Origin of the sequence: Streptosporangium sp. NPDC049248, assembly GCF_040678965.1 — a bacterium.
GTDB classification, from domain to species: domain Bacteria; phylum Actinomycetota; class Actinomycetes; order Streptosporangiales; family Streptosporangiaceae; genus Streptosporangium; species Streptosporangium fukuiense.
In genome coordinates this window covers 379,400-392,019 of the sequence record NZ_JBFAQY010000002.1, presented here as the reverse complement: position 1 = coordinate 392,019, position 12,620 = coordinate 379,400, and the positions used below count along the sequence as shown (strand labels likewise).

Annotated in this window: 12 protein-coding genes; 6 read left to right on the top strand and 6 right to left on the bottom strand. The window is 71.7% G+C overall.

Annotated elements, in window-relative coordinates; all coding sequences use genetic code 11:
* Nucleotides 1–193 precede the first annotated feature (193 nt).
* The 3 genes from AB0K21_RS05560 (at nt 194) to AB0K21_RS05550 (ending at nt 2,034) form a co-directional block, all read left to right on the top strand.
* The gene (locus AB0K21_RS05560) at nt 194–769 is read left to right on the top strand and encodes a hypothetical protein (protein ID WP_343963510.1); all 576 of its coding nucleotides are present in this window, start codon (nt 194–196) and stop codon (nt 767–769) included.
* A gap of 19 nt (nt 770–788) precedes the next feature.
* Entirely contained in the window at nt 789–1,340 is a 552-nt protein-coding gene (locus tag AB0K21_RS05555; protein WP_343963512.1) for a hypothetical protein, read from the top strand.
* A 244-nt stretch (nt 1,341–1,584) separates the two neighbouring features.
* On the top strand, nt 1,585–2,034 hold the full coding sequence (locus AB0K21_RS05550) for a hypothetical protein (protein WP_364148037.1): 450 nt from the start codon (nt 1,585–1,587) through the stop codon (nt 2,032–2,034).
* A gap of 160 nt (nt 2,035–2,194) precedes the next feature.
* On the opposite strand, the gene AB0K21_RS05545 is transcribed toward AB0K21_RS05550, so the two are convergent.
* Nucleotides 2,195–2,482: a hypothetical protein gene (locus AB0K21_RS05545; protein ID WP_364148034.1), complete on the bottom strand. Its 288-nt coding sequence runs from the start codon at nt 2,480–2,482 to the stop codon at nt 2,195–2,197.
* Nucleotides 2,483–2,491: 9 nt separating this feature from the next.
* Between AB0K21_RS05545 and AB0K21_RS05540 the strand changes: the two genes are divergently transcribed.
* Nucleotides 2,492–3,388, top strand: coding sequence for an oxidoreductase (locus AB0K21_RS05540; protein ID WP_364148032.1), 897 nt, complete (start codon nt 2,492–2,494; stop codon nt 3,386–3,388).
* Nucleotides 3,389–3,461: 73 nt separating this feature from the next.
* Nucleotides 3,462–4,076 (top strand): DUF6461 domain-containing protein, encoded by a 615-nt coding sequence (locus tag AB0K21_RS05535; RefSeq protein WP_343963519.1) that lies wholly within the window; start codon nt 3,462–3,464, stop codon nt 4,074–4,076.
* 216 nt (nt 4,077–4,292) lie between these two features.
* On the opposite strand, the gene AB0K21_RS05530 is transcribed toward AB0K21_RS05535, so the two are convergent.
* A complete protein-coding gene (locus tag AB0K21_RS05530; RefSeq protein WP_343963520.1) occupies nt 4,293–4,778 on the bottom strand; it encodes a GNAT family N-acetyltransferase in 486 nt (161 codons plus the stop codon).
* A complete protein-coding gene (locus AB0K21_RS05525) occupies nt 4,775–6,157 on the bottom strand; it encodes a hypothetical protein (protein ID WP_343963522.1) in 1,383 nt (460 codons plus the stop codon). Before AB0K21_RS05525 ends, AB0K21_RS05530 begins: the two co-directional genes overlap by 4 nt.
* A 219-nt stretch (nt 6,158–6,376) precedes the next feature.
* On the opposite strand from AB0K21_RS05525, the gene AB0K21_RS05520 reads away from it, so the two are divergent.
* On the top strand, nt 6,377–6,952 hold the full coding sequence (locus tag AB0K21_RS05520; RefSeq protein ID WP_343963524.1) for an ATP-binding protein: 576 nt from the start codon (nt 6,377–6,379) through the stop codon (nt 6,950–6,952).
* A 30-nt stretch (nt 6,953–6,982) separates the two neighbouring features.
* Here AB0K21_RS05520 and AB0K21_RS05515 read toward each other — a convergent pair whose 3' ends face one another.
* The 3 genes from AB0K21_RS05515 to AB0K21_RS05505 are packed head-to-tail and all read right to left on the bottom strand — an operon-like array spanning nt 6,983 to nt 12,517.
* Entirely contained in the window at nt 6,983–8,977 is a 1,995-nt protein-coding gene (locus AB0K21_RS05515) for a prolyl oligopeptidase family serine peptidase (protein ID WP_364148027.1), read from the bottom strand.
* 47 nt (nt 8,978–9,024) lie between these two features.
* Complete coding sequence (locus AB0K21_RS05510; protein WP_364148024.1) at nt 9,025–10,716, bottom strand: ABC transporter ATP-binding protein; 1,692 nt, start codon at nt 10,714–10,716, stop codon at nt 9,025–9,027.
* 55 nt (nt 10,717–10,771) lie between these two features.
* Complete coding sequence (locus AB0K21_RS05505) at nt 10,772–12,517, bottom strand: ABC transporter ATP-binding protein (protein WP_364148021.1); 1,746 nt, start codon at nt 12,515–12,517, stop codon at nt 10,772–10,774.
* Nucleotides 12,518–12,620 lie beyond the last annotated feature (103 nt).

Below are 12,620 nucleotides of genomic sequence, written 5' to 3'. Positions count from 1 at the left end.
CGAAGCCCCGGCCCCCTGCAGAAGAGGGGGCCGGGGCTTCGTCCTGTCGGTAGTCGGTGAGGAGTCGTCCGCAAGCGGGCGGATAGTTGATCATCCGTCAGGCGGACGCCGTCTCCACTGTGCGCGACTCATACTTTGGCCCGCACCACGCGGCCTCCCTGGCCGTATTCGCACGGGGAAAGGAACCAACAAGATGAGGACGTACAGCAAGGCGGTACACGCCGCGGTGGTGGCCGCTTCGGCGGCGGCCCTGGCCGTGGTCTCGCCCGCACCGGCCGCGTCCGCGGCGGCGGTGACGATCAGGGTCGTACCGGCCTATTCCGAGACCCAGGAGGAATCCTCCTCCTGGTTCGTCTGCCCCACCAACCAGGTGCTCACGGGGCGGTCGCACCGCGGGGACGAGAACGCCGACACGACGTACACCTGTAGCTGGATTTTCATAAACGACGAGCAGGTGCAGGTGAGCATCGGCGACTGGAGCCTCGAATACCGGGAGAACAACTCCAACTACTCCTCCCCGCCGAACCAGGCGCTCGTCGGGCGTCGGCACATCCTCGACGAGAACGGCTGGACCCGGTACCGCTCCGCCTCCCTGGCGTGGCGGGGACAGACGGTGCGGCTGATCGATCCCCTGTGGACCGGCGACCTCAAGGAGAGCAACCACAACTACCAGACCGGCACCCAGCGGGTTCTGATCGGTCGCGCGCACTCCGGGGACGAGAACGGCAACACCCGCTACCAGCACGCCTACGTGACCATCGACGCCTGACCCCGGAAAGGAAGACGACATGAAGAAGTTCGCGTTCGCCGCGCTGGCGGTCGCCGCCGTCGCGGCGCTGAACATCCCGGTCCCGGCCTCGGCGGCGACGATCAAGGTCGAGTACGTCTACAGCGGAACCGTGAAGGAGTCGGGGGGCGAGGCCTCCTGCCCAGAGGGCCAGGTCATGACCGGGCGGTCGCACTACGGGGACGAGAACGCCGACACCACCTACCAGTGCAGTTGGATTTTCATCGACGGCGTGCAGGTGGAGGTGTTCACCGGCGACTGGTACGGCTACGCGAAGGAGAGCAGGTCGAACTTCTCCGCACCGCTGGACCAGGCGATCGTCGGGCGTTGGCACCACGGTGACGAGAACGGCTCCACCATTTACAAGACCGGGGCTCTCTACTGGCAGGGGATTCAGGTCCGCATCACCGACCGGACGTGGACGGGTTCCTACACGGAGAGCGGCCACACCACGCAGGCCGGTTTCAACCAGGTCATGACGGGGCGCAACCACAGCGGTGACGAGAACGGCAAGACGTACTACCAGTACGGAACGGTGACGTTCGCGGGCTGACAGGGCCGATCGCCGCCGCCCACCCCCGGGCGGCGGTCTTGTCACAGCGGCGACAACAGGACAAGGCGCCTCTCCCGGCACGCTCGCCGTGACGGTCGAGCCGACCACGGAGCACGGGAAGCCGTTCAGCGATCTGAGATATCCGCCCATTCGTCTCACAGATCTGAGGCATGATCGCTGAAGTGCGGTTCGCCACATCGGTGACCCCTGGAAGCCGGCACCCGATCGCCCTGGAGAAGTCGTCATGACCATGCCCGAGCACATCGCGACCTGGCGCGACGCTCGCTACGACATGCCCGTCAGCCGGCAGCTGGAGCGCTACAACGAGCTGGCCGCCAGGCACGCGTCGGCTCGCGCCCGGATCGAGCTGGTGGACCGGGGAATCTATGACCCCGTCCGGCATGGAGCCGATGACCGTCCTCCGCTCACCGTGGCCGAGCACATCGAGCTGCTGGCGCTGGCGGAATGCATCGCACGCACCGTGCGTCATCCCGCCAACGTCCACCACGCGTTACTGGCCGGGGTCACCTGGGCCGACATCGCCCGCATCGTCGACTCCGACGAGCCCACCGTCCGGCGGGACTACCGGCGGTGGGCCGACGACCAGCACGACCTCAACCGGCACGACCCCGGCCTCGGCATGACCGCCGACGAGCACGTCGCTGCGACCGCCAGAGCCGCGGAGGGGATTTAGAGCACCGCTCTAACAAGGGAGGAACTCCTGTTGATCCGGGGGCCGTCAGGCGGCGCCCTGAAGGACCTCCTCGACCGCATCGACGCCGACTGACCGGGGCCACACCGCCCGCGTGTGAGAAGGCGGGGCATGCGGGCGGCGCGGGGGTGGCCGTACGCCGTCAGGTGAGCGGGTCGTACTGGAACGCCCGGACCTCCTGCACGCAGCGGCAGGAGGCCGCGATCTTCTTCGCCCACTCCAGCGCCGCCTCGCGGGAGGGCAGGTCCAGGATCGAGCCCTGCGCCAAGGCCGTGCACCCCGGTCCTTCATGGTCGGTGAGACGGCTTTTCTCCGCCCCCTGACCATCGAGCATGAGCCAGATCATCGAAGCCCTGTCCCGTCGATGGAGCTGGCAGACTTCGACCTTGACCTTCTCCTCACACCTGAAGGCGGGGGTCTCCACGCTCAAGGAGATTCGATGACCGCAAAGACGATCACCGCCGCGGCCGCGGGCAGCTTCGAGCTCGGCGACCTGCCGGTCAACCGGATCGGGTTCGGCGCGATGCGTCTGGCGCAGCACGGCACGGTGTTCGGGAACAGCGTCCCGAGCGATCGCGGTCAGGCGATCACCGTGCTGCGCCGCGCGGTCGAGCTCGGGGTGAACCACATCGACACCGCGGCCTTCTACTTCTCGGCGCTGCGCTCGGCGAACGAGCTGATCAACCGCGCGCTGGCGCCGTACCCCGATGACCTGGTCATCGTCACCAAGGTCGGGCCGGGCCGGGATCCGTCGGGTGAGTGGCTGTGGGCCAGGCCGGAGCAGCTGCGCGGCCAGGTCGAGGAGAACCTGCGTCAGCTCGGCCGGGATCACCTCGACGTGGTGAACCTGCGCATCCCGCGGAGCCAGGCGACCGGCTCGATCGCCGAGCATTTCGGTGCGCTGGCCGACCTGCGCGACGCGGGGCTGATCCGGCATCTGGGCATCTCCAACGTCACGCCCGCGCACCTCGCCGAGGCCCAGGCCATCGCACCGGTGGTCTGCGTGCAGAACGCCTACGGCATCGGCGCACGGTCCGAGGACCACGAGTTCCTACGTATCTGCGGGGAGCAGGGGGTGGCGTTCGTACCGTTCTTCGCGATCGCCGGTGCCGGGCGCGAGGCGGGGGCGAGCGTCACCGACAGCGAGGAGGTGTTCGCCGTCGCACGCGCGCACGGTGTGACGGCCGCGCAGGTCCGGCTGGCCTGGACGCTGCAGCGCGGGCCACACGTGCTGGCCATCCCCGGCACCGGCAACCCCGATCACCTGGCCGACAACGTGGCCGCCGGCGCCCTGCGGCTCTCACCGGACGAGATGACCCGCCTCGACTCCCTTTAGAGGAGTAGGCATCGAGTGCGAGCGGCACGACTTCGGCCACTACGCTTTGCCGATGTCGGCGGAAAGAGAATTCGTGAGCTCTGATACGCGGTTGTACGACCTGCTTCTCTCGCACGTCGAGCAATACGACGACGAGACCAGCCCGTTCGAGCAGTTCGCCGCCCTCTGGTGCGAGGGCCGGGATCCGCGGTCGATCGCCGCCCTGCTCGGTGCCGATCTCGGCTCTGCCCGTATGTGCACCCTCGCCGGGGTCTGCGACGACCTGGACATCCAGTACGGTGACGGCGTGATCCTGGCCGGGCAGGCCGGTACGTGGACCCTGATCCTCCAGGTCGCGGGTTTTACCGTCGTGCTCGAAGAAAACCTCATGCGACTCTCCGAGGACGGCCGCCGGGCCCTGAGCGTGAGCTGGGACATCGGCGGTAACGAGGAAATCCACTACGCGGTGAACGGCACTGTGGCGGTGAGGCTCTCCTTCATCCTCCCCGAACACCGCACCGGGACGGATATGACCGCGCTGGATCCCTTCATGAACGGGCTGAGGTTCGAGCTGGACGAGTACGGCGAGTCGATCGAGGAGAGCATCTCGTCGGCTTTTGTCCTGGCGGGCCGGGTGACCGGTGAGGAGATCCACGCGGCCTGGCTGGATTCCCCGCACGAGCGCTTCGTTATCCCGCGCACGCGTTGACGGCTGCTCGCGGTGATCGAAGTGGCCCGGTGGGATACGGCCGGTAGCTCGCATGGATGATGCCTGGGTGCCGACGGACGGCTCCGATTCCGAGGTGCGACGTCGTGCGGGCATGGATTTTCTTGTGGCAGTCCATCGGATTCGAAGCTCACCCAGGGGGTGTGGCTCGCACATGATCCGTGCGGGGTCGGTCTGTCCAGCGGGAAGTCGAGCTGTTCAGGGAGTGGAACAGGTGAGTCTCTTGGTGAACGCCCGGTTGATGGCGGGGTCGCGGCCGTTGACGTAGCGGGCGGTGGGTTGGTAGCCGATACCGGTGTAGAGGGCGAGGGCCGCGGCGTTGCGTACGCCGGTCTCCAGGATGGAGCGCTGGGCGCCACTCCGTGTGGCGTGGTGTTCGAGCGCGGTCAGGATGCGTTCGCCCAGGCCGAGGCCGCGTAGGCGTGGGACGGTGTACATCTTCTTGATCTCGATGGTGTGGGTGGGTTCGTCGAAGGTGCGGTAGCCGCCGCAGGTCACCGGGGCGGTGTTGAGGTAGCCGATGAGGAACAGGCCGTGGGGTGGGGTGTAGGAGGCGGGGTCGGCTTCGAAGGGGTCGGCGTAGCCGTAGCGCTGTTGCTGGTCGTCGAAGAGGGCGCGGACCAGGCGGGTGGCGTCCGGGTGGTCGTAGGGGCGGGGCCGGATGAGGAAGCGGGCGGCGATCATGTCTGGGCCAGGGCGGTGTCGAGGTGGGGGAGGAAGGCCGCGACCGCCGGGGAGCGGCTGCGGCGGGCGAAGGCGGGGCGTAGGCGGCGCAGGTAGGTGAGCGCGCGGACTGACTGGACCTCATCCAGCCGGGTGAGTGCGGCCCGGCCCGCGTCGACCGACGCTTCCATGTCGCCGCGCAGCAGGTGGGCGTGGGTGAGGAAGGTGGTGTGCAGGAGGGCGGAGCGCGGGTAGTCGGGGCGGGCACCGATCCCGGAGATCGGAGCGAGGAGATCGATGGCCTCGTTGAGAAGGGGTTTGCGGTAAACGGTCATCTGCTCGCCCAGGACGACAAGGGCCTGCCCGGTCTCGGCGGCCAGTTGGTCGGGCTCCAGGTAGTAGAGGTAGGTCGGGGCGACCTCGGCCGAGTCCAGCAGTTGCCGGGCCTTCTCTGAGGCCTTGCGGAATGTGGAGAGGTCTCCGGCGGCGGCTGCGGCGGTGGCGACGCGGCCGGTGATCCGGGCTCGCGTGACGGGGTCGGCCGGGCAGCAGCGCTCGGCCGCCGAGGCGATGTGGACGGCTTCCTGGCCGTGGCCGGCGAAGGCGGAGATGTAGGCGAGCATGCCGATGGCGTTGGCGGCCCGGCCCAGCTCGCCCAGTCCTCGGGCGACCCGTTCGCTGAGGAGGAGGTAGCGTTCGGCGGCGCCGGGGCGTTGGGCGTCGAAGTGGACCCAGCCGACGAGTTGGGCGAGGTCGGCGACGATGGTCAGGAGCTGGTGCCCGACGGCGGGCTCGTAGTCGGCGCACTGCACTAGGTCGAGGACGTTGCGCAGTTCGCTGGTGATGTAGCGCAGGCTGAGCGCACCGCCGCCGTGCTGGTCGTCGAGTTTGCGCAGTGCTTCGACGTGCGCGCCGATCAGTCGTACCTGGGGTGGCAGGACGCGGTCGCGGCCCGTGTGCCGGTGGGGTTGTGACACGGTGGCGTGCAGGCCGTCGAGTACGGCGGCGGCTAGGTCGGGTCCGGAGGCGGCGGCGACGTCGGCGTGTTTTCCGGTGCTGAGGCTCGTCAGGTCGCTGAGCGACTGGAGCATGTCCTCGACGTTCGCCGACGGGCCGAGAGTGGCGACGGCGGGCAGAGGCGAGGGTTGCCGGGACGGCCAGAGCTGTTCGACCCGGATCGTGCAGCCGAGGTGTTCGGAGAGCACGATGGCCGCCACCGAGGGGATGGGGTCGTAGGGCTTGTAGCCGTGCCGGACCCAGGCGTAGGGGGCGGTGGGGTCGATACGCCGGGTACCGAGGCCGCGTCCTTCCAGCCAGGAGTTGATCGCGGCGGCGAGCTGGCGCGGGTTCATCTTGGCGCGTTGCAGGATCTCGGCCAGTGCCGTGGGCGTGTGCGTCATCCGGGCCTCCCTGTCTCCAGCGAACGGTAGCTCGATGGCTACAGCATGTGAATGGTCTTGGAGGTCAGGGCTGTTGACCTTCACGACCTTCACGGGGTGGTCGGGAGGTTCACGACCTTCACAGCGGAAAGTTCATCACTCTGTGTCGCGTCGCTGGTCCACTGGGTGACGGACGGCGGGACGGTATACGGCCTGTCGACGAGACCCGGGAGGTACGGCGTGGCACCCTCGATCAGGCTCCACGACTACCGCGTACTGGTGAAGACCCTGCGGCCCGGCTCCGCCGCTCATCGGGCCCGAGCCGTCGTCAGGCAGGTGCTCCAGAACGCGGGCTTCGACGGTGAGGAACTCAGCGACGCCGAGAGCGCCGTTGCCGAGTTGGCAGCCAACGCCGAGGAGCACGGCTGGCAGCCCTTCGAGTTGCGCGTCGTCTTCGTGGACGGTGAGCCGTCCTGGTGCGAGGTCATCGACGCAGACCGGGACCTCGACGGTATCCCCGCCATCCTCGATCGGCTGCGCGCCTGCGGTGACGAACCCGATCTGAGCCTGTTCGCCGAACGCGGGCGCGGGCTGCTGCTGGTGCACGCACTGTCCAAGGGCCGCTGCCGGGCGTATGTGACCCGGATGTGCGCCACCGGGACCCCAGGTAAGGCCGTCGGGTTCGCGCTGCCCACCAAGACCGGTCCGTGTCCGAGCTCCCCCGTGCCGGATGACGGACCGCCCCAGAAGGCCGGTGCCCACCTTCCCACGCAACCGTGGGCACCGGCCTTCCTCGACCACTGCCCGCCTTCTTGACCTCAGGGCCGGTGGCGGTGACCAGGGGCTTTACGTATGGAGATCCAGGCCGGTGTGGGCCGCGAGGAAGGTGAGCATGTCGGCGGCCAGGGCGACCGCGCGGCCGGTCGCGCGGGAGCCGTGGCCGACGCCCTCCTCGTGGCGGAGCAGGATCGGCCGCGAGCCCGAGGTCGCCCACTGCAGTGCCGCGCACATCTTGCGCGCGTGCAGGGGATCGACCCGGGAGTCGCCGCCGAAGGTGGTCAGCAGCGTCGCCGGATAGTCGACGCCCTCGGCGACGCGGTGGTAGGGGGAGTAGGACAGCAGCCAGGCCAGTTGCTCGGGGTCGTCGGCCGAGCCGTACTCCGAACGCCAGGCCGGGCCGAGCCCCGAGCGTTCGTAGCGGACCATGTCGAGCAGCGGTGCCGAGCAGACCGCGGCGGCGAACAGGTCGGGGCGCTGGGTCAGCGCGGCGCCGACCAGCAGCCCGCCGTTGGACTCGCCGCAGGCACCCAGTTGCGCGGGAGTGGTCCAGCCGCCGGAGACGAGCGCCTCGGCCGCCGCCGCGAAGTCGTCGAAGACGTTCTGCTTGCGCTCCAGCATGCCGTCCCGGTGCCAGGCGGCGCCCTCCTCGCCGCCGCCGCGCAGCTGGGCGAGGGCGAACACCCCGCCGGCCTCGACCCAGGGCAGGATGTAGCTGGAGTACGACGGGGTGAGCGAGAGCCCGAAGCCGCCGTAGCCGTACAGGATCGTGGGCCGGGGTCCTGAGCCGGGCCGCGCCAGCACGACCATCCGCACCGGGGTGCCGTCCGCCGAGGCGAAGACCACCTGCCGGGCCTCCAGCTCCGGCACCCGCACCGCGCCGGGCGCGGCGCCCCACAGCGAGGTCCGCCCGGTACGGGTGTCGTAGCGGTGCACACTCGGCGGGGTGACGCTGTCGGTGTAGGTGAACCAGACCTCGTGGCCGCCCTCGGGACGGGTGGTCATCGCGCCGGCCGAGCCGAGCCCCGGCAGCGGCACCAGGCCGCGCCGCTTCCCGGTCGCCAGGTCGTGGACGCTGATCTCGCCGATCGCGTGCCGGGTCCAGCCGACGAGCAGCGTCTGCCCGGCGATCGCGAACTCGCCGATCACCGCCTCCGGGTCCTCGCCGACCAACTCGATCCAGTGCTCGGTGCCGGGGCGCGCCGGGTCGGCCACGCAGAGCCGTCCCCGTGGCGCGTCCAGGGTGGTGAGCAGGTACAGGCGCCCGTCGCGGCCGACCGCGGGCACCGTCACCGCCCCCGCCGCCCGCTGGACGACCCGCAGGTCGGGGCGTTCGGGGGAGGAGGCGGACAGGTCGGCCAGCCAGAGGTCGTTGCCGTCGTCCGCCGCCGCGGAGACGGTCAGCCAGCGCCCGTTGTAGCTGATCCCCAGCCCGTAGGAGCGGTCCTCGCCCATGACCACAGCGTCGTCCTCGGCCGGGGTGCCGAGCCGGTGCAGGCGGACCCGGCGGGCGCGGACGTAGAAGAACGCCTTCCCGTCGGGCAGCCACGCCACCGGGGAGTACCGGCAGCGGTCGATCGGGCCGTCGACCACCCGCCGGGTGGCGACGTCCATCACCCGCAGCTCCGAGCGCTCGTCGCCGTGCGTGGAGAGCTGGTAGGCCACCAGCCGGCCGTCCGAGTCGGGCTGCCACCGGTCGAGCGTGGTCAGCCCGCTCGGGTCCAGCTCCATCGGGTCGATCAGCGTCTCCTCGGCCCCGTCGGGGCCGATGCGACAGAGGACCGCGTGCTCCTGCTCAGCCGTACGGCGCAGGAAGAACCGGCTCCCGCCGCGCCACATCGGCACGCCGGCCATCCCGGCGCCGGTCAGCGCGGCCACCCGCGCGTGCCACCGGTCATGTCCGGGCAGCGCGGCGGCGTGGCCGCGCCACAGCTTCTCCTGGGCGGACATCCAGCCCCGCGTCTCGGGGCTGCCGGGGTCTTCCAGCCAGCGGTACGGGTCGGGCACCGGGTGGCCGTGCAGGTGGTCGACGACCGGTTGCCGCTCGGCGGGAGGATAGATCATCGAATCTCCTTCGGCGTGCACACCCAGGGCTCTGGCTTCGGGGAGAGTCAAGGCACCAGCTCCTGGCTGCTCGACGGATTCCACTGTCCGGCCAGGTCGGCGTAGAGCGGGGAGACGGCGAGCATCTCCTCGTGCGTGCCCAGCCGGACGCTGGTGCCGTCCATCACGAGGATCCGCCGGGCCCGCAGGGCGGAGGTCAGCCGGTGGGCGATGACGAGGAGCGTGCCGCCCCGGCGGGCGAACGCCTCCTCCGCGCGGGCCTCGGCCGCCGGGTCCAGATGACAGGTCGCCTCGTCGAGGATCACCATCCGGGCCGGGGCCAGGTAGGCGCGGGCCAGGGCGACCAGCTGCTGCTCGGCGGGCGAGAGCAGGCCGGAGTCGATCTCGGCGGAGTAGCCGCCCAGCCGCGCCACCAGGTTCGTCAGGCCGACCTCGTCCACGGCCCCGTCCACCGCCTCCTTCGGAGCGCCGGACAGATAGGTCAGGTTCTCCAGCAGGGAGCCGCGGAAGACGTACGCCTGCTGGGGGATGAGCACCCGGTCGGCGGGGTCGAGGCGGTCGGCGGGCACACCGCCCACCATGACCTGGCCGGAGCCCGGCAGCAGCACGCCGGTCAGCAGCGCGGCGAGGGTGGACTTGCCGATGCCGCTCGGCCCGACCACGGCGATGTGGTCCCCCTCGGGGACCGACAGGTCGAGGCGGTCGATCACCGGTTCGGCGTGCGGGCCGTAGGCGAACGTCACACCGCGCAGCTCGGCCCCGCCGCTCTCGGCCGCGAGCCGCCCGCGCACCCGTACGGGCGGGTCGCCGTCGCGCAGTAGCCGGTCGAGTGCCACCCGGAGCCGGACGCCGTTGATCCCCAGCCCCTCCACGAGGTTGCCGAGTGCGGGCGCCAGCGACTGGGTGACGTAGGCCAGCGCGCCCAGGATCACCCCGGCGCCCGCGCCCTCGCGGAGCAGCCAGGGGGTCCCGGCCAGCACCAGCAGCACCGGCAGCCAGCCGCCCACCGCCAGCGACGCGGTGCGCAGCGCGGTCACCCGCGCCAGCGACCTGGCCGCGCGGGCCTGCTCGGTCACCCGGAGGCCGACGTCACCCGCGACCCGCTCCTCGGCCCGGCAGGCGGTGATGTCGCGCAGCCCGCCCACCATGTCGGCCAGTGCCCCGGCGGTACGCTCGTCGGCCAGGATGAAGTCCCGCTGCCGCCTGGCCAGGGCGCGCAGCGACAGGGAGAAGAGGACGAGGCCCGCGCAGAACGGCGGCAGCACCAGCGCGAGCACCCCGGGGACGAGGGTCGCCATCCCGAGCACCACGCTCACCACGGTGAACGCGAACGACCTGACCACGGTGATGACCGAGGCGAAGGCGTCGCGGGCCAGCTCGACCTGGAGGTTGGCGCGGGCCACCGCTCCCGCCCCCGGTCCCTGCCCGGAGGCGGCCGAGTGGCGCAGCGCGTCGTCGACGACATGCGCGAGCAGCTCCTCGCGGAACGGTTCCACGATCGCGGCGACGGCCAGCACCACCTGACGCGCGCCGACGGCGGCCAGCAGCCAGGCACCGCCGAGCAGGGCCAGCCAGGCGAACCCGGTCGCGGGGCGCCCCGCGCCGAAGCCGTCGTCGATCGCCCGCGCGATGGCCAGGCCGATGACCAGCGCGGGCGCGGCCTCCGCCACGGACCAGCCCGCGAGCCTGACCAGCTGGTACGGGTCCCTGCTGAGCGCCCGCCGGATGGGCCGGTTCACCGGGCGCCCGCCAGGAAGAGGGCGCCGTCCCGAAGCCGGTGCGGGCCGGTGGCGGTCATGAGGCGCCCGCCTGGAAGACGGCGCGGTAGGCCGGGTCGGCCCAGAGGGCACGGTGGCTGCCGCAGGCGCGTACCCGGCCGTCGTCCAGCCAGATCACCCGGTCGGCGGCCGCGGCGGTCGCCACCCGGTGGGTCACGATCAGGCGGGTGCGGTCGCGCAGCTCCCCGGACAGCGTCCGGGCGACCTGGCGCTCGGTGACGGTGTCCAGGCTTGAGGTGGCGTCGTCCAGGATGAGCAGGCGCCGCCCCTGCGCGAAGGCGCGGGCCAAGCCTAGCCTTTGCCGCTCACCGCCGGACATGGGTGCCTCCTGCAGTGGTGTGTCGTATCCGAGCGGGAGGCGCCGGACGAAGGTGTCGGCGCGGGCCGCCCGCGCGGCGGCCCGGACGACCTCCCTGTTCGCGCCTGGCCGTTCGGCCTGGCCTTCCCCGGTGCGGCGGCGGCCGCGGCGGCCGGTGCCGGGGGTGCGAGCGGAGGTGTCGACGCCCAGGGCGATCGCGGCGGCGACGGTGTCGCCGAGCAGGACCGGGCGCTCGAAGGCGTACCCGACGGCCCGGCGGAGCGCCTCGCGGGAGAGTTCCGGCAGCGGCACGCCGTCGAGGTGGACCGTGCCGTGGCGCGGGTCCACCAGCCGTCCGGCGACCGCGGCGAGCAGTGACTTGCCGGCGCCCGAGCGGCCGACCACGGCCACCGCCTGCCCGCCGGGGATGACGAGGTCCACCTCGCGCAGGCCGCCCGCGTCCACGCCGCGCAGTTCCAGCCTGCCGGGGCCCGGCGGCAGCGGCCGTGTGCCGTAGGCCCGGGGGCTCTCGGCGACCAGCTCGTCCACCCTGGCGGCGGCGGCCCGCGCCCGGGCCAGGCGGCCGATGTAGCCAAGTGCCGAGCCGAGGCCGGCGCCGAGCACGACGTAGCGGGCGGCGGCGTACAACTCGCCGGCCGTGAGGTCTCCGGCGGCCAGTCGCAGCCCGCCCACCCCGAGCACCGCGACCTCCAGCAGCGGGACCACGGCGCCGGCCTGCACACCGGCCCGCGCGTTGGCCCGCCACATGGCCATGGCGTGCCTGCGCAGCAGGGGCAGCGCGGTCAGCACCCGTGCCCGCTCCCGATCGGCGGTACCGGCCGCGGCGATCGTACGGGCCCCGGCGAGCGCGTCGACGAGACGGGCGGCGATGTCGCCCTGCGCCGCCTGGTAGTCACCCGCGATCGCGGTGCTCACGGTGAGGAAGGCCCGCAGGACGAGCGCGATGAGGACGAGCCCGACGACCAGCGTCGCGGTCAGCGGGGGATCGATGAGGGTGAGGGCCACGATGCCGCCCGCGGTGGGGATGACCAGCGCCGCCCCGGTGACGAGCGACTCGGGGGCGTGTCCGATCTCCTCGGTGTTCAGGCCCATCCGGGTGACCAGGTCCCCTTCGGGGAACCGGCGGGTGATCGTCGGCCCGATGCCGAGGACGCCGCGCACCACCCGTTCCCTGAGCCAGGCCGAGGAACGTGCGCCGCTCGATCCCGAGGCCCAGACGCCGAGGGTGTCGCAGGCCACGGTCAGGATGACCACGCCCGCGCAGGCGCCGAGCCAGGTCGCCGCGCCCGTGCCGTCGGCCACGAGTTCGTCGACGGTCCTGCCCAGCACCAGGGGGAGCGCGAGCTGAGCGAACGCGCCCAGCACGGAGGTGACCGCGAGGACGGCCAGCCAGGGTCCGCCACGCCGTACGGTCTCGGTCACCAGCCGGTCGGCTGCCCGCACGGTCCCTCCTTCCTGGAACGGGTGTGCCCGGGGCGGCCGCCGTCGCTGGCCGTCCCGGGCACGGGGTCTCACTAGTGGCAGAGCAGCAGGCTCAGGTTGCTGG